Origin of the sequence: Actinokineospora cianjurensis (assembly GCF_003663795.1) — a bacterium.
Taxonomy (GTDB): Bacteria; Actinomycetota; Actinomycetes; order Mycobacteriales; family Pseudonocardiaceae; genus Actinokineospora; species Actinokineospora terrae.
This window is the reverse complement of the sequence record NZ_RCDD01000001.1, coordinates 2145220-2161448: the sequence shown is the minus strand read 5'-3', so window position 1 is coordinate 2161448 and position 16229 is coordinate 2145220. Positions and strand designations below refer to the sequence as shown.

Below are 16229 nucleotides of genomic sequence, written 5' to 3'. Positions count from 1 at the left end.
GCGGCTGCCATCCCTGCGAAATCCCACGAAGGGGTGAGGTTCGGGCGCCACCACTGGTGTCCGCGCGCACCATATCAGCCCCGGTCGGGGGGCCGTACAGCCGTACTGCTTTCAGTTCTCGGTGGTGCTGCCGGTGGCCTGGTCCTGTGCCGGGAGGATCAAAGTGGGGATCTTCGTCCGCCGGAACACCGCGGTCTCGGCGATCGCGCTGACCAGGACCACCGCCAACATGGTGGTCGCCAACGCGTAGATGTGCACCCCGGGGATCGCACGAACCAGCACGAGGGTGATCAGCAACACGAACATCTTGGCCACGAAACCGCCGAGCACCGCGGCCATCAGCAGCTGCACGTTCAAGCCCACCGTGCGGCGCATCAGCACGAGCGTTCCCCAGCCAGACAGCGCGGCAACGGTCCCGCCGATCACCGAGCTCCACAGCCCGGCCACCCCGCCGACCACGGTCCACGCCACGACCCCGACCACCCAGGCGCCGACGACCGGCCACCTGGCGCCGCGCCACATCTGGTCGGCCAGCAGCAGCTGGGACTCGGCGTGGGTGCTGGGCACCGTGCTCGCCGTGGTGGTGTCGGTACCGGTTTGGCCGTCGGTGTCCGGGTTGTGCTCGCTCATCGTGACCTCAGTCTAGGGATGACGGAGATGATCACCGCGATCAGGACGCCGACGCCGACCACCCAGACGACCGCGGAGATGTCGTAGACGGTGACCGCGACCGCGCCGAAGGCCAGCAGGCAGGCCCACAAGTAGATGAGCAGTACCGCGCGGCGCTGGGAGTGGCCGATCTCGAGCAGCCGGTGGTGCAGGTGCATCTTGTCGGCGGAGAACGGGCTGACCCCGCGCCTGGTGCGGCGGATGATCGCCAGCAGCAGGTCGAGCACCGGGATGAACAGCACCGCCATCACGATCAGCAGCGGCGAGAGCAGCGCGATGGCGTCGGTGACCCCCCAGATGCTGGGGTTCGCCCTCCCGGAGGCGGTCGTGCTGGCGGCGGCGAGCATCAGACCGATGAGCATCGAGCCGGAGTCGCCCATGAACAGCCGCGCGGGCTGGAAGTTGTGCGGCAGGAAGCCCAGGCAGGCCCCGGCGAGCGTCGCGGCGATCAGCGCGGGCGAGTAGTTGCCGACGTCGCCGCCGGAGACGGTGAGCAGGTGCAGCGAGAACACCGCCGTCGCGGCCGCGGCGATCATGCCGACCCCGGCGGCGAGCCCGTCGAGGCCGTCGATGAAGTTGATCGCGTTGATGAGGGTGACGGCGAGCAGGATGGCCAGCAGACCGCCCTGGTTCTGGTCGAGGATCAGCACCGACCCGAACACGTTCTCGTCGCCGCCCCACGGCACCCACAGCACCAGCCACTGGATGCCGTAGAGCACCAGGATGCCAGCGCAGGTGGTCTGGCCAGCCAGCTTGGTCAGCGAGTCCAGCTCGAACCGGTCGTCGAGGACACCGATCGCGACGATGAGGCCACCGCCGATGAGCACGGCCGTCGGGTCGAACGAGTAGTCGAACGCGCGGCGCAGCACCGGCAACTGGTGGGCCAGCAGCATCCCGCCGCACACCCCCAGGTACATCGCGAGCCCACCCAGCCGCGGCATCGGCACCACGTGCACGTCGCGCTGGCGGGGGTAGGCGACCGCGCCGAAGCGGATCGCGAAGAGCCGGACCAGACCGGTGAGCAGGAAGGTCAGCACCGCCGTGACCAACCCGACCAGCAGGTACTCGCGGACCGGGAGGCCCGCGGGAGCGAACTCGCCCGTGGGGATCACGCGCGGGCACTCGGGTCGGACGTGGGCACGGCGGGTCGCGTCTCCTGCTGGTCGGACGGGAAATTCACAGGGGTCAAGCCGGGGAGGGACCGACCCTACCGCGCGGTGCGGACCTCGGTGCCCAACGCCTCGCGCACGGCGGCGACGCTGACCGCGCCCTCGCGCAGCACCAGCGGCTCGTCCCCGGTCAGGTCGACGATCGTGGACGGAACGAGGTCACCGGAGGGACCACCGTCGAGGTAGATGCTGACCAGGTCGCCGAACTGCTCGACGGCCTCCTGCGCGGTCGCCGCGGGCGGCTGACCGGACTTGTTGGCGCTGGTGACGGCCATCGGCCCGACCTCGCGCAACAACTCGATGGCAACCGGGTGCAGCGGCATCCGCAGCATCACCGTCCCCCCGGTCCGCCCGAGGTCCCAGTTCAACGACGGCGCGTGCGGCAGCACGATCGACAGATCCCCCGGCCAGAACGCCTCCACCAGCGTCCGCGCGGTGTGCGGCACCGAGAGCACCAGCCCGTCAATGGTCGACCACGACCCGACCAGCACCCCGACCGGCATGTCCGGCCCCCGGTTCTTCGCCGCCAACAACCCGGCAACCGCGGTCGCGGAGAACGCGTCGCACCCGATCCCGTACACGGTGTCGGTCGGCACCACCACCAGCCGCCCGGACCGCACGGCACTGGCCGCGGCCCCAAGCCCATCGGCCCGCTGCCCACGATCACCACAGTCGAACACCGTCACCCAGCCAGCCTATCCCTGCCCACCCCAGCCGCGACAAGCAGATCCACTCCCACCCGAACCCCATCTCAACGCCCCCCACCCGCAGTCACGAACCACGGCAAACCCCCACCGAGCCCGGCGTCGCGGACCTTGGGCGGGCTGGCACCGGTGGTCTGGGCCGGGTTGCCTGGTTCGGGTTGTCCACATGGTCGTCAGCTGTCCACAGGGCGCGCGCGGAGCTATTGACAGGACGGGCAAAGCGATAGATTCAGAGATGGGCCCCCAGACCCCGGGAGGGTGGGCCCCCGGAGCGGAGTTGATCTTGCTCGGCCAGAGCCCCCGACTCGCCGTATTGGCCCGCCCAGGCGAGATGGCCAGCCGTTGACCCTTACGCGCCCCTCTCAGGCGTCGGTCCTCACGCGCCCCTCTAGGACGATTGCCTCAACGTGCCCACACACAGGCGTTGGCCTCCACGCGCCCTTCCCAGGCGCTGGCTCCCACGTGCCCGTCTCGGGCATTGGCCCACACTCGCCCCCGAACAACGTTGCCCGACAACCGCCCCTCTCAGCCGTTGGCCATCCACGCGCCCCTCGGAGTCACCGGCCCCAACCGATCGAGACTGTGCGACGTTGGCCCCACCGCGCCCCTCTACGGCGTTGGCCCCCACGCACCCCTGAACAACGTTGGCCGACCACGCGCTCCTCGGATCCGCTGGTGCCAGGCCGGCTCGATGGGGCGGACTTGTTTTGTGTGGGGGGACGACACCCGTAGCGTCGCTCACGTGGCAGGGCCTGCTTTTCGGCCCCTGCTTTGTGGTTCTGCCCGGGTGTCGTAGGGGCCCCGCGCAAAACAAGTTCGCCGCATCGAGCTCTTCGCTTTCTCGCGCCCCCACGCAATGCCGCAGGCGAGCCGTTGATCATCGACGCCGCAGGCGAGCACGAGAGCCGGAACACCCCCAGCTCAAGATCAAACCCGCCAAAGCACCCCCCGATACACAGCCTACCGAGCACCACCCACAAAACAGGCCGAGCCAGCCATCCCCTGTGGACAACCGCACCGCCCACCCAGCCCCAACCTCAAGCCCCAGGCCGAACAATCCGATCAGCCAGATCCGTAGCCCGTTCCTGCCACGCCTGTCGGCGGAACCGCACCACGATCAGGTACAGCAACCCGCTCCCCGCCACGATCCCTGCCGCCACCAGCAACGCACTGCCCGTGATTCCACCAACGGCGACCAACGTCAGCCCCAACGACACCGCCAACACCGCGAGACTCACCGCGATGCCCTCAGGACGCCACTGCCAGCGGCGACCGGAGCGGACCTCGGCCAGGAGGCGTTCGGCGCCGCGGCGGAGTTCGTGGTCTTCGACGTCGAGGGCGAGGATTCGGGTGGCGGCTTGTTCGCACAGGTGGAGTTGGTGCTCGTTGGCGATGACGAGGACCTCGTCCTCTGTGGCCGCTCGGGCCTGGTCGCCGACCGAGGTCCACGTGCTGGCCAGGTAGTAGCGCAGTACCGGGTCGGCGGTTGTGCCGAAGCGGCGTTCCAGATCGTGGACGGCGGTTTCGGCGTCACCGGCCGCGACCATCACCTGCGACACGGCCAGGGCGACGAGCACGTTGTCGGGGTCGAGGTCCGCGGCGGCCCGGTAGTGGGTCGCGGCGGTGCGCCAGTGGCCGCGGGCCAGTTGGACGTCGCCGATTCCCACCTGGTCCAGCGGATCCGTGCGCAGCGCGGCGGCCTGCGCGAACCCGGCCGCAGCCGCGTCGAGGTGCCCGGCGAGCAACTCGGCGCGGGCCGCCGCGGCGAACTGCCGGGCGGCCACCGGACCGGAGTCGGCGCCGTGGTCGCTGTCGGTCACCAGCCGCCACTTGGCGGTGACGTCCTGCCATGTTCGAAGCATTGGATCACCCAGGTGCGCACGCTACCCTCAGTACGCCATACCGGGGATCTGACCCACCGGACGCCAAGGGAGCCACCACGACCAGTTACCGCCGACGGGGACATCGAGCGGGCAGGGGATACCAGCTCAGCTCGCGATGGCTGGCGTCCTCACTCGTGGTGGCCTACGCCGCGGTGAGCGCGGCGGTCGGCACGGTGCTGCTCGTCGCCCCCAAGGAACCCCAGGTCCAGGCGTATCCGGTGTACATCTACACCGAGGGCCCCACCCCGCCGTCGACCACGACGACGGGCCCGTCCCCGGTCGCGATGCCGGTCCCCGAGGGCTACCAGCGCGTCGCGGGCCCCGGCGGCCTGATCACCACCATCCCGGTCGGCTGGACCATCACCCGTTCCAGCGGCCCCGGCGCCATGCAGGCGACCGACCCGACCGACCCGACCCGCTACGTCCGCTACGGCGGCTCAGCGGCCCCGGCGGCGGACCTGGTGGCCGCGCACGTGGACTACGAACAGCGCTTCGCCGAGGCCCACCGCGGCTTCCAGCGCTTCAGCCTGGGCACCACCACCTACCACGACGTGCTCGCCGTGGACTGGGAGTTCGAACACGACTCGGCCGCGGGCAGGCGCCGAGCCCACTCGATGTACTGGCGGATCGCCGGGACCGAGTACTTCCTCTACGCCAGCTCGACCACGGACCGCTGGTCGGACACCAAGTCGATCTTCAACACCATGGTCGACAACAGCACCCCCTGAGCCGCTGACCAGATTCACTCCTTAGTGGACTTCGCTGCACCACGAGTGACCGTACCCACTACGAATCCCGCTTCCGGGCGACCCACTCCCCTCTCGCCGCGCGGGCCCGCCCACTCCCCCATGCGCGACAGCCCACCCCGACGCCACCTCAGCCGAGAGCCCCTTTCCACGAACACCCGCCCAGCCTCCTGCGCGGCGGCACACACCCCGACGCGCCCCGTCTTCCCCGCCTGCCTCTACCCGGCGCCCAGCGCGGCCCAGAGGCGGTCTTTCTCGGCTACGTCAGTCGCAACCGAGTCCCGGCGAACACCCGGTCGGCGCATCGGCCCCCAGGGCAGCGAACACGACCCCACGGTGCCCCACCCAGAGCAGCTCCACCCCAGCCCCTCCGCCCAATCCTCCAACCCGCCGCAACTCTTCCAACCCCGCGCTATCCCTCTTACCCGCCGCAACCCTCTAACCCCCGCGCTATCCCTCTAACCTCGCGCAAGTCCTCTAACCTCGCGCAAGTCCTCTAACCCGCCGCAACCCTTCTAATCCCGCGCAAGTCCGCTAACCCGCCGCAATCGTCTAACCCCAGCGCAATCCTTCTAACCCCGCGCAAGTCCGCTAACCCGCGCAAGCCTTCCGTCCCACGCAGGTCCTCCAACCCGCGCAAGCCTCCTAGCCCCACGCAAGTCCGCTAACCCCGCCCAGACGCCTTGACCCCACCGGAACCGCTTCGCGCGCACGCGGTCCCGACCCTGCCCAGCCCCCACCCACACCGGGGGGCGTCCCAGTGCCAGTCTATCGGCACCCCCCGACAAAAGATCTTCACACAGGCCGCCGAAGATCCACATGTGGATAACTTCTGTCGCTGAACCGGGTGAAAGTTCGGGCCGAAAGTCAGCTGACCGCGAAAGTCAGCTGACGACCCGAACAGCGGTGGCGAACCGAGGGCGACCGGCCAAGTCCAGGCGAGCGTCCACATCGGACAGAACGCGGCGGGCGCGCAGCAGAGCAGGTACCGACTCGCCCTGTGAGTCGTCGTGTTCGATGGCCACCGATCCGCCCGGCTTCAGCAGTCGTGCGGCGAGGGAGACCACTGAGCGGATCACCGTAAGCCCGTCCGCGCCGGAGAAGACCGCTCGGGCTGGGTCGAACCCGGACACCTCGGGCGGTACCGGCGTCCCCTCCGGCACGTAAGGCGGGTTGCACAGCACCAGATCCACCTGTCCGTCCATCTCGGACAGCAGCGCGGGATCCGTCACATCCCCGTGGTGCAAACGGATCGGCCTGTCCCCCGCGCTCACCCGCGCGTCGGAATTGCGACGAGCCCAAGCCAGTGCGGACGAGTCCAGCTCGACCGCGTGCACGACAGCGTCCGGCCGCGCCGCCGCGACCGCCAAGGCCAGCACGCCGGAACCCGCGCACAGGTCGACCACGACCGGTGAGTCCACATCGGACAGGGCGGCGAGTCCCCATTCCAGCAGCAACTCCGTCTCCGGGCGGGGCACGAACACCCCCGGTCCCACCGAGACCTCGACCGAGCCCATCGCCACCGAACCGGTCAGGTGCTGCAACGGTTCGCGGGCGGCGCGGCGGCGGACCAGGCCCGCGAGTTGGTCGACCTCGCCGGAGGAGACCAGGGGGATCATCACCAGTTGGCCCCGGGGAACCGCCAACACGTGTGCTGCCAGCAGTTCCGCGTCGGTGCGCGGGGAGTCCACCCCGGCCGCGGTGAGGATGCGTTCCGCGTCGCGGATGGCCAGGCGCAGGGGGTGGCGCACGGGTCAGCCCGCCGAGTTGGCGAGGCGTTCGGCGCGGTCGGCGGTGGCCAGGGCGTCGAGGACGCCGTCGAGTTCGCCGTCGAGGACGGCTTCGAGGTTGTGGGCCTTGTAGCCGACGCGGTGGTCGGAGATGCGGTTCTCCGGGAAGTTGTAGGTGCGGACCCGCTCGGAGCGGTCCACGGTGCGGATCTGGCTGCGGCGCGCGTCGGACGCCTGCCTGGCCGCCTCCTCCTCGGCCGCGGCGAGCAGCCTGGCGCGCAGGACCATCATCGCGCGGGCCTTGTTCTGCAGCTGGGAGCGCTCGTTCTGGCAGGACACCACGATGCCGGTCGGCAGGTGCGTGATGCGCACGGCCGAGTCGGTCGTGTTGACGCTCTGGCCGCCCTTGCCCGAGGAGCGGTACACGTCGATGCGCAGGTCCTTGTCCGGGATCTCGCCGATGTCCTCGGAGTCCTCGACCTCGGGGACGACCAGCACGCCCGCGGCGGAGGTGTGGATGCGGCCCTGCGACTCGGTCACCGGGACGCGCTGCACCCGGTGCACGCCGCCCTCGAACTTGAGCCTGGCCCAGACACCGTCGGGGTCGCTGCCCTTGCTCTTGATGGCGACCGTGACGTCCTTGTAGCCGCCCAGGTCGGACTCGGTGCCGTCGAGGACCTCGGCCTTCCAGCCGTGCCGCTCGGCGTAGCGCAGGTACATCCGCAGCAGGTCGCCTGCGAACAGCGCGGACTCCTCGCCGCCCTCACCGGACTTGACCTCCAGCAGCACGTCGGCACCGTCGTGCGGGTCGCGCGGCAGCAGCAGCTCGGTGAGCTTGGTCTCCAGCCCGGGGATGCGCGCGGCGAGCTCCTCGGCCTCCGCGGCGAACGCGGCGTCCTCGTCGGCCAGCTCGCGGGCGGCCTCCAGGTCGCTGCGGGTGGCCTCCAGCTCGCGGTACGCCTTGATCACCGGCGACAGCTCGGCGTAGCGGCGCCCCAGCTTGCGCGCCCGGTCCTGGTCGGCGTGCACCGACGGGTCGGCCAGCTCGGACTCCAGCTCGGCGTGCTCGGCCCGCAGCTGGCTCAGTGTTCCGGCGTCCACGCCGACTCCCCTCGTGGTGTGACCAGGCCCCGCCATGCGAACGGCGCCCGCCCGAGTACCGGGCGGGCGCCGTGAGCGTGGCTACTTGGCGGTCTTGTCCCGCTTGCCGTAGCGGGCCTCGAACCTGGCGACGCGGCCGCCGGTGTCGAGGATCTTCTGCTTGCCCGTGTAGAACGGGTGGCAGGCGGAGCAGACCTCGACGAAGATGCTGCCGGAGGTCTTGGTGCTGCGGGTGCTGAAGGTGTTCCCGCAGCCGCAGGTCACCGACGTCGTGACGTACTCGGGGTGGATGCCGTTCTTCACGGTGGTCGCCTCTCTCGTGTGGCCGCCGGGTCCCCGCTGACCAGCTGTTACTGGCGGGGTGAACCGGAGCCGGACTCGACCTGACAGTCTGCCAGACGTGCTGGCGAACGGTGCAACGCGGCCCCCGGTCGGGGTATTCCACCGCTCGTCGGACCAGGGCGTCCTCCCGCCGCAGCCCCGGGTCCACTCGTCGATGACGCCCCGGGGAAGTGCCGGATCCGACGGAGAATCGACGGGTGCGCCCTGCCCTGGGCAGACCGCTGACGCCGGTGGCGTGGCTGGCGGTGCCCGTGCTGTTCACGCTGTCCGTGCTCGGTCTGACCGCGCTCGGCGGGTTGCTGCTGGGCGCGTCCTGGCCGGTCACGCTCTCCAGCGGCCTGCTCGGCGCGGCCGCGGCGGTGACCGTCGCACTGGGACCGTCGGTGACGTGGTGGTCGTCGGCGCAGCGGGCGGCGTTGGCGCTGCCCTACCCGGTCGCGGTGTTCGGCGCCGGGCTCGCGCTGCACGGCGTCGCGGTGCCCAACGGGCTGGCGATGTGCCTGGGCATCCCGGCCGCGGTGGCGCTGGTCGCGGCCGCGACGACCGAGTCCCCGCGCGCCAGTGGCCCGCGGGGACTCGGAGGTGGCTGAGGACGACGACTAGACGTCGTTCCCGGCCGGTGTCGTCTTCGCGACCTGCATCAGGAACTCGATGTTGGTGCGGGACTTGCGCAGCCGGTCGAGCAGCAGCTCGATGGCGGCCTGGCTGTCGAGCGCGTGCAGCACCCGGCGCAGCTTGACGGTGACCGCGAGCTCGTCCGGCGGGAGCAGCAGCTCCTCCTTGCGGGTGCCGGACGGGTCGACGTCGACGGCGGGGAAGATCCGCTTGTCGGCGATCTTGCGGTCCAGCTTGAGCTCGGCGTTGCCGGTGCCCTTGAACTCCTCGAAGATCACGGTGTCACCGGCGGAACCGGTCTCCACCAGCGCGGTGGCGAAGATGGTCAGCGAACCGCCACCCTCGATGTTGCGCGCCGCGCCGAGGAAGCGCTTGGGCGGGAACAGCGCCGTCGAGTCGACACCACCGGACAGGATCCGGCCGGACGCCGGGGCCGCGAGGTTGTACGCGCGGCCGAGGCGGGTGATCGAGTCGAGCAGCACGACCACGTCGTGGCCCATCTCCACCAGGCGCTTGGCGCGCTCGATGGACAGCTCCGCGACCGTGGTGTGGTCGCCCGGCGGCCGGTCGAAGGTGGAGGCGATGACCTCACCCTTGACCGAGCGCTGCATGTCGGTGACCTCTTCCGGGCGCTCGTCGACGAGCACCACCATGAGGTAGACCTCGGGGTTGTTGGTGGTGATCGCGTTGGCGATCGCCTGCAGCACCGAGGTCTTGCCCGCCTTGGGCGGGGACACGATGAGCGCGCGCTGCCCCTTGCCCACCGGCATCACCAGGTCGATGACGCGGGTGGTGAGGATGTGCGGCTCGGTCTCCAGGCGCAGTCGCTCGTTGGGGTAGAGCGGGGTGAGCTTGGTGAACTCCGGCCGGTTGCGGGCCTGGTCCGGCTCGAGCCCGTTGATCGACTCCACCCGCACCAGCGGGTTGAACTTCTGCCGCTGGGCCTCGCCCTCGCGCGGCTGGCGGACCTGGCCGGTGATGGCGTCGCCGCGGCGCAGCCCGTACTTGCGGACCAGCGACAGCGAGACGTAGACGTCGTTGGGGCCTGCGAGGTAGCCGGAGGTGCGCACGAAGGCGTAGTTCTCCAGCACGTCGAGCACCCCGGCGACCGGGAGCAGGACGTCGTCGTCGCGGACGTCGGTGTCGTTCTGCCCGGCGCTGCCACCCTCGACGCGGCCACCGCGACGGCGGCGGTCCCGGAAGCGGCGACCGCGGCGACCGCCGCCCTCGCCGTCGTCGTCATCGTCGAGCGGGCGGTTGTCCTGCCGGTCGGACTGGTTGGACTGCCGGTCCTGCCGGTCGGGCCGGTTGCGGTCGCCGCCCCGGTCACCGCGGTCGTTGCGGTCACCCCGGTCGTTGCGGTCACCGCGATCGTTGCGGTCACCCCGGTCGGGCCGGTCGTTGCGGTCGCCCCGGTCGTTGCGGTCGTTGCGCTCGCCGCGGTCGTTGCGGTCACCGCGGTCGCCCCGGTCCTGGCGGTCACCGCGGTCGTTGCGGTCGCCCCGGTCGTTGCGGTCGCGACGGTCGCGGCGCTCCGGCCTGCCGTCCTCCCTGGACTCGGTGCGGCGCGGCTGCTCGGCCTGGACCGGCTGGGTGGCCTGGGTGACCGGAGCGGGCTGGGTGGCCGCGGGGGCCTGCTCGACCGGTGCCTGCGCCGCGGTGGCCGCGATGGCCTCCGGGCTGCCCGCCGCGCGGCTGGACCCGCGGCGGCGCCGGTTGTCCCGGCCACCGTCCTGGCGCTGCGCCTCCGGCGCGGCGGTCTCCACCGGCGCGGCAGGCGCGGCTACCTCGGCCACCTCAGCGGGCCGCTCGGCCTTGCTCGCCCGCTCGCGCTTGGGCTTGGCCTCGACCGCGGTGTCGGCGCCGTTGAGCGGCAACTGCTGCGCGGTCCCGCCGGAGCCGCCGCCCTGCCGCTCCTTGATGGCAGCGATCAGGTCGCCCTTGCGCATACCGGTGGTGCTGGTGATCCCCAGTTGGCCTGCGAGCTCGCGCAGTTCGGCGAGGACCATGCCGGACAGGCCCGCCCTGCGCCGGGGTGCGCCGCCGTCGGCCTGCGCCTTCGGGTCGCTGCTCAGTAGATCGGTATTGCTCACACATGTCCTTCCTGACCGGTCCCCGCCTCCAACGTGGACCAGCGGCCGCCGTCCGACGGAACGCGAGACGGCGTGACTGCCCTGTGCTGAACTGCCGCGCCGCGGAGGCGGCCACGGGTCCGGGCCAACCGTTGCGACACGGCCGCCAAAACAGGGAGCTGCTGGCCACCGCGGCCATCGGGTACCCGCGAGCGCCGACTCGGACCTTGGTGAAGGACTGAGCCGATACCCCGGCAGATGATGCGACCCGGGGAAAGAACTCCCCGGAACGACACCGGGCGCCCGTGCGCGCGGTGACTGAACGACCCCGAGGGTAGACGGCAGTCACTCAAGGTGCAACAACCGGCTCACAGCGCGTCGCCCCTGTTTCGCCACGGAAGACGGTGATCTGAGTCACGCGCAGTGCCCTGGTGGTCCCGGTCGGGTCACCGCCGCGGTGACCGCGGGTGTTCCCGCTCAGCCGAGTGGGTCTACCCGAACGCCCGATCGGTCCACCGCAACGGGGATGACCGTGAAACCGGTGACGTCGACCCCGGCGGGCAGGACACCGTCCGTGGTCAGTGCGAGAACGGTCGGCCCGGCACCGGAAACCGCTGCCGCGACGCCCCTGGCGCGCAGTTCGCGGACCACGCGCAAGGTGTCCGGCCACGCTTTCTCGCGGTAGTCCTGGTGCAGCGTGTCCGCGGTGGCGGGCAGCAACAGGTCCGGCCGCGCGGCGATGGCGTGCACGGCGAGCGCGGAGCGGCCCGCGGCGAACGCGGCGTCGGCGTGCGGGACGACCGCGGGCAGCAAACCCCTGGTCACGTGGGTCGCGGACTGCTCGGCGGGTACGACGGCGACCGGACGCAGGTCCGGGTGCGGGTCGACGCGCGCGGCGCGGAAGCGGCCCGTGGTCTCGTCGGTCCAGGCCAGGACGAGCCCGCCGAGCAGGCTCGCCGCGACGTTGTCCGCGTGCCCCTCGAACTCGGCGGCCAGGTGCAGCGCGTCCTCCAGCGCCGTCCCGACCAACTCCACCCCGGCGAGGCCGTACCCGGCCGCGATACCGCCGACGATGGCCGCGGCGGACGACCCGAGACCGCGCGCGTGCGGGATCGCGTTGGCACAGGTCAGTTCCAGGCCGCCAGGGTCGTGCCCGAGGTGGGCGCTCGCCGCCCGCAGCGCGCGCACGACCAGGTGCGTCTCGTCGAGCGGGACCTCCCCAGCGCCCTCCCCGCCGACCACGACGGTCAGCGGGGAGGAGCCGGGGCGGACCTCGAGCACGTCGTGCAGTGCGAGGGCGAGCCCGAGCGCGTCGAACCCCGCGCCCAGGTTCGCCGACGACGCGGGCACCCGGACGCGGACGCCCCCGCTCACCCCAGGTCCAGCGCGGAGGCGACCGCCGAGGCGTCCACCGGCACCGGCTCGACCTCGACCAGCCCGTCGAGCGCGGTGTCGGGGTCCTTGAGGCCGTGCCCGGTGACGGTGCAGACCACGACGGACCCCTGCGGCAGCCGCCCGTCCGCGGCGGTGGCAAGCAGACCGGCGATGCTGGCCGCCGAGCCCGGCTCGACGAACACGCCCTCGCGCAGCGGCAGCAACCGGTACGCCTCAAGGATCTGCTGGTCGCTGACCGCGTCGACGAGCCCGCCGGACTCGTCGCGGGCGGCGACCGCACCGGCCCAGGAAGCCGGACTGCCGACCCGGATCGCCGTCGCGATGGTCTCCGGGTTGGGCACCGGCTCCCCGCGCACGATCGGGGCGGCCCCCTCGGCCTGGAAGCCGAACATCCTGGGCGTGCCGGTGGTGATGCCGTCCTCGGCGTAGTCGCGGTACCCGCGCCAGTAGGCGGTGATGTTGCCCGCGTTGCCGACCGGCAGGCAGTGGACGTCCGGCGCGCGCCCGAGGACGTCGCAGATCTCCCACGCCGCGGTCTTCTGGCCGACCAACCGCACCGGGTTGACCGAGTTGACCAACCCGACCGGGTACTCGTTGGCGGTCTTGCGGGCCAGTTCCAGGCAGTCGTCGAAGTTGCCGTCGATCTGCAGGACCCTGGCGCCGTAGGCGACGGCCTGGGCGAGCTTGCCGAGCGCGATCTTGCCGCGCGGCACCAGCACCGCGGAGGTGAGCCCGGCGCGGGCGGCGTACGCGCTCGCCGACGCCGAGGTGTTGCCGGTGGAGGCGCAGATGACGGCCCCGAGGCCCGCGGCGAGCGCGTGCGTCATGGCCACGGTCATGCCGCGGTCCTTGAACGACCCGGTCGGGTTGTGCCCCTCGACCTTGAGGTAGACGGTGCTGCCGGTGCGCTCCGACAGGTACGGCGCTGGCAGCAACGGGGTGTTGCCCTCGCCGAGGGTGATGATCTTCGCGCCCGCCGGCAGCGGGATCCGCGCCCGGTACGCCTCGATGATGCCCGGCCAACCTGGCCGCACACCGGTGGGGATGGTCATGAGTCCTCGCCTTCGACCCGCATCACACTGACCACCTCGTGCACGAACGGCAGCCCCGCGACCTTGTCCACTGTGGAGCGTAGCGCGGCGTCCGGTGCCGAGTGGGTGACGATCACGAGGCTCGCGTCGTGCGCCCGGCCCTCCTGGCGGACGGCGGCGATGCTCACCTCGTGCTGGGCGAACTCGGCGGCGACCGCCGAGAGCACGCCCGCGCGGTCGGCGACGTCCAGGCTGATGTGGTACCTGGTCGACGCCTGCGCGATCGGGCGCACCGGCAGGTCGGCGTAGGCCGACTCGCGCGGTCCGCGCCCGCCGACGGTCCGGTTGCGGGCTACCGCGACCAGATCGCCGAGCACGGCGCTGGCGGTGGGTGCACCGCCCGCTCCCTGCCCGTAGAACATGAGCTGGCCCGCGGCCTCCGCCTCGACGAACACCGCGTTGAACGCGCCGCTCACCCCGGCCAGCGGGTGGCTGCGCGGGATCATCGCCGGGTGCACGCGGACCGCGACGGTCTCGCCGTCGTCGGTCTGCACCCGCTCGCAGATGGCCAGCAGCTTGATGGTGCGGTCCAGCGCGCGGGCCGCGGCGAAGTCGGCGGAGGTCACCGCGGAGATGCCCTCGCGGTAGACGTCGCCAGCGGTGACCCGGGTGTGGAAGGACAGCGACGCCAGGATCGCGGCCTTGGACGCGGCGTCGAACCCGTCGACGTCCGCGGTCGGGTCGGCCTCGGCGTACCCGAGCCGGGACGCCTCGTCGAGGGTCTCGGAGTACCCGGCGCCGGTCTCGTCCATGGCGGAGAGGATGAAGTTCGTGGTGCCGTTGACGATGCCCATCACCCGGGTGATGCGGTCACCGGCCAGCGACTCGCGCAGCGGGCGCAGCAGCGGGATGGCCCCGGCGACCGCCGCCTCGAAGTACAGGTCGGCACCGGTGCGGTCGGCGGCCTCGAACAGCTCGCCCGCGTGCTCGGCCAGCAGCGCCTTGTTGGCGGTGACCACCGACTTGCCCGCGTTGAGGGCGTCGAGCAGCCAGCCCCTGGTCGGCTCGATGCCGCCGATGACCTCGACCACCACGTCGACGTCGGCGCGGGTGACCAGGGCGGCCGCGTCGGTGGTGAGCAGCTCGGCTGGCACGTCGCGGTGCTTGTTGGGCCTGCGCACCGCGATGCCGACCAGGTCGATCCTGGCGCCGACCCTGGCGGCCAGGTCGTCGGCCTGCTCGGTGAGCAGGCGCGCGATCTGGGTGCCGACGGTGCCGCAGCCCAGCAGGGCGACACGGATCGGTTCGGCTGTCACGCTCGTCGCCGCGGTCAAGGGGTCTCCAGTCTGAGCAGGTCGTCCACGGTCTCCCGACGCAGCAGCAGCCGCGCCGATCCCTCGCGCACGGCCACCACCGCCGGTCGGGGCAGCCGGTTGTAGTTGCTCGCCATGGCGTAGCAGTACGCACCGGTCGCCGCGACGGCCAGCAGGTCGCCGGGTGCAAGGTTGTCGGGCAGCCAGCAGTCTCGCACCACAACGTCACCGGACTCACAGTGCTTGCCCACGACTCGGGACAGCACGGCCCGCGCGCCGCGCTCGCCCTCGTCGCTGGAGCGCGAGACCAGGCGGGTGTCGTAGACGGCGTCGTAGAGCGCGGTGCGGATGTTGTCGCTCATCCCGCCGTCGACGCTGACGTAGCGTCGGCCGGTGCCGTGGCCGAGGGACACGTCCTTGGTGGTGCCGACCTCGTAGACGGTGATCATGCTGGGCCCGACGATCGCCCGGCCCGGCTCCACGGCGATCCTCGGCTGCGGCAGCCCGGCCTGCTCGCACTCCTTGGTGACGATGGTGCGCAGCTGCTCGGCCAGCCAGCCGGGCGGCGGCGGGTCGTCCTGCGCGGTGTAGGCGATGCCCAGGCCGCCGCCGAGGTCGACGGTGGTGACGTCGGTGAGCGCCTCGGCGCCGTGCTCGGCGTGCAGCTCGGCCAGCAGGCCGATGACCCGGTGCGCGGCGACCTCGAAGCCGTCGGCGTCGAAGATCTGCGAGCCGATGTGGCTGTGCAGGCCGACCAGGCGCAGGCCGCCCGACTTGAGCACCCGCCTGGCCGCCTCGGCCGCGTCGCCGCCCGCGAGGGAGAAGCCGAACTTCTGGTCCTCGTGCGCGGTGGCGATGAACTCGTGGGTGTGCGCCTCGACGCCGACGGTCACCCGGATGAGGACGTCGGCGACGACGCCGCGCTCACGGGCGAGGTGGTCGAGGCGGGCGATCTCGAAGAAGGAGTCGACCACGACCGTGCCGACCCCGGCGTCGAGCGCCTGCGCCAGCTCCGCGGTGGACTTGTTGTTGCCGTGCAGGGTGATCCGCTCCGGCGGGAACTCGGCGCGCAGGGCGACCGCGAGCTCGCCGCCGCTGCACACGTCGATGCTCAGGCCCTCCTGGGCCACCCAGCGGGCGATCTCCACGGACAGGAACGCCTTGGAGGCGTAGTGCACCAGCGCGGGGTCGCCGAACGCCTGCGCGTGCTCGCGGCAGCGGGCCCGGAAGTCGTCCTCGTCGACGACGAACACCGGGGTCCCGTACGTCTCGGCCAGCTCGCGGACGTCGACGCCCGCGACCCGGACCGCCCCGTCGTCACCGCGGGCGGTGTTGCGCGGCCAGACGTACTCGACCAGCTCGTCGAGCGCGGCCGCGCTGGTCGGCCGCTCACTGGCGGTGTTGCTCGACGACAGGACATCCGCGTGCCGCGGACCTGCCGGGTGTGCCCTCATGGTTC

The 16229-nt window shown here is 71.7% G+C and carries 14 protein-coding genes; 2 read left to right on the top strand and 12 right to left on the bottom strand.

Annotated features, from left to right (window positions below):
- Window positions 1–111 precede the first annotated feature (111 nt).
- The 4 genes from CLV68_RS09835 to CLV68_RS09820 form a co-directional block, all read right to left on the bottom strand.
- Entirely contained in the window at window positions 112–630 is a 519-nt protein-coding gene (locus tag CLV68_RS09835) for a Cg1360 family ATP-synthase-associated protein (protein ID WP_121390059.1), read from the bottom strand.
- Complete coding sequence (locus CLV68_RS09830; RefSeq protein WP_246009744.1) at window positions 627–1781, bottom strand: glycosyltransferase family 4 protein; 1155 nt, start codon at window positions 1779–1781, stop codon at window positions 627–629. The genes CLV68_RS09835 and CLV68_RS09830 overlap by 4 nt, the downstream gene beginning before the upstream one ends.
- Window positions 1782–1876: 95 nt before the next feature.
- Window positions 1877–2524, bottom strand: a complete 648-nt coding sequence (locus tag CLV68_RS09825) for an L-threonylcarbamoyladenylate synthase (RefSeq protein ID WP_121390058.1) — start codon at window positions 2522–2524, stop codon at window positions 1877–1879.
- A gap of 1055 nt (window positions 2525–3579) precedes the next feature.
- A complete protein-coding gene (locus CLV68_RS09820; protein ID WP_121390057.1) occupies window positions 3580–4404 on the bottom strand; it encodes a hypothetical protein in 825 nt (274 codons plus the stop codon).
- Window positions 4405–4577: 173 nt separating this feature from the next.
- On the opposite strand from CLV68_RS09820, the gene CLV68_RS09815 reads away from it, so the two are divergent.
- The gene (locus CLV68_RS09815; protein ID WP_147459928.1) at window positions 4578–5153 is read left to right on the top strand and encodes a hypothetical protein; all 576 of its coding nucleotides are present in this window, start codon (window positions 4578–4580) and stop codon (window positions 5151–5153) included.
- Window positions 5154–6055: 902 nt separating this feature from the next.
- Here the strand turns inward: CLV68_RS09815 and prmC are convergent.
- From prmC to rpmE, 3 genes are all read right to left on the bottom strand, one after another.
- The gene (gene prmC, locus CLV68_RS09810) at window positions 6056–6922 is read right to left on the bottom strand and encodes a peptide chain release factor N(5)-glutamine methyltransferase (RefSeq protein WP_246009743.1); all 867 of its coding nucleotides are present in this window, start codon (window positions 6920–6922) and stop codon (window positions 6056–6058) included.
- A gap of 3 nt (window positions 6923–6925) precedes the next feature.
- Window positions 6926–8002 (bottom strand): peptide chain release factor 1, encoded by a 1077-nt coding sequence (prfA, locus tag CLV68_RS09805; protein ID WP_121390055.1) that lies wholly within the window; start codon window positions 8000–8002, stop codon window positions 6926–6928.
- A gap of 81 nt (window positions 8003–8083) precedes the next feature.
- Window positions 8084–8305 carry a 50S ribosomal protein L31 gene (rpmE, locus tag CLV68_RS09800; RefSeq protein WP_092775607.1) on the bottom strand — a complete coding sequence of 74 codons (222 nt, stop codon included), beginning with the start codon at window positions 8303–8305 and terminating at the stop codon, window positions 8084–8086.
- A gap of 236 nt (window positions 8306–8541) precedes the next feature.
- Between rpmE and CLV68_RS09795 the strand changes: the two genes are divergently transcribed.
- Window positions 8542–8934 carry a hypothetical protein gene (locus tag CLV68_RS09795; protein WP_121390054.1) on the top strand — a complete coding sequence of 131 codons (393 nt, stop codon included), beginning with the start codon at window positions 8542–8544 and terminating at the stop codon, window positions 8932–8934.
- 9 nt (window positions 8935–8943) lie between these two features.
- Here the strand turns inward: CLV68_RS09795 and rho are convergent, their stop codons facing one another.
- The 5 genes from rho to lysA form a co-directional block, all read right to left on the bottom strand.
- Entirely contained in the window at window positions 8944–11052 is a 2109-nt protein-coding gene (gene rho, locus CLV68_RS09790) for a transcription termination factor Rho (RefSeq protein ID WP_121390053.1), read from the bottom strand.
- Window positions 11053–11508: 456 nt separating this feature from the next.
- Complete coding sequence (gene thrB, locus CLV68_RS09785) at window positions 11509–12405, bottom strand: homoserine kinase (RefSeq protein ID WP_121390052.1); 897 nt, start codon at window positions 12403–12405, stop codon at window positions 11509–11511.
- Window positions 12402–13478: a threonine synthase gene (gene thrC, locus CLV68_RS09780; protein ID WP_121390051.1), complete on the bottom strand. Its 1077-nt coding sequence runs from the start codon at window positions 13476–13478 to the stop codon at window positions 12402–12404. The genes thrB and thrC overlap by 4 nt, the downstream gene beginning before the upstream one ends.
- Window positions 13475–14791 (bottom strand): homoserine dehydrogenase, encoded by a 1317-nt coding sequence (locus CLV68_RS09775; RefSeq protein WP_121390050.1) that lies wholly within the window; start codon window positions 14789–14791, stop codon window positions 13475–13477. Before CLV68_RS09775 ends, thrC begins: the two co-directional genes overlap by 4 nt.
- Window positions 14788–16224: a diaminopimelate decarboxylase gene (gene lysA, locus CLV68_RS09770; RefSeq protein WP_121390049.1), complete on the bottom strand. Its 1437-nt coding sequence runs from the start codon at window positions 16222–16224 to the stop codon at window positions 14788–14790. The genes CLV68_RS09775 and lysA overlap by 4 nt, the downstream gene beginning before the upstream one ends.
- Between the last annotated feature and the right edge of the window lie 5 nt (window positions 16225–16229).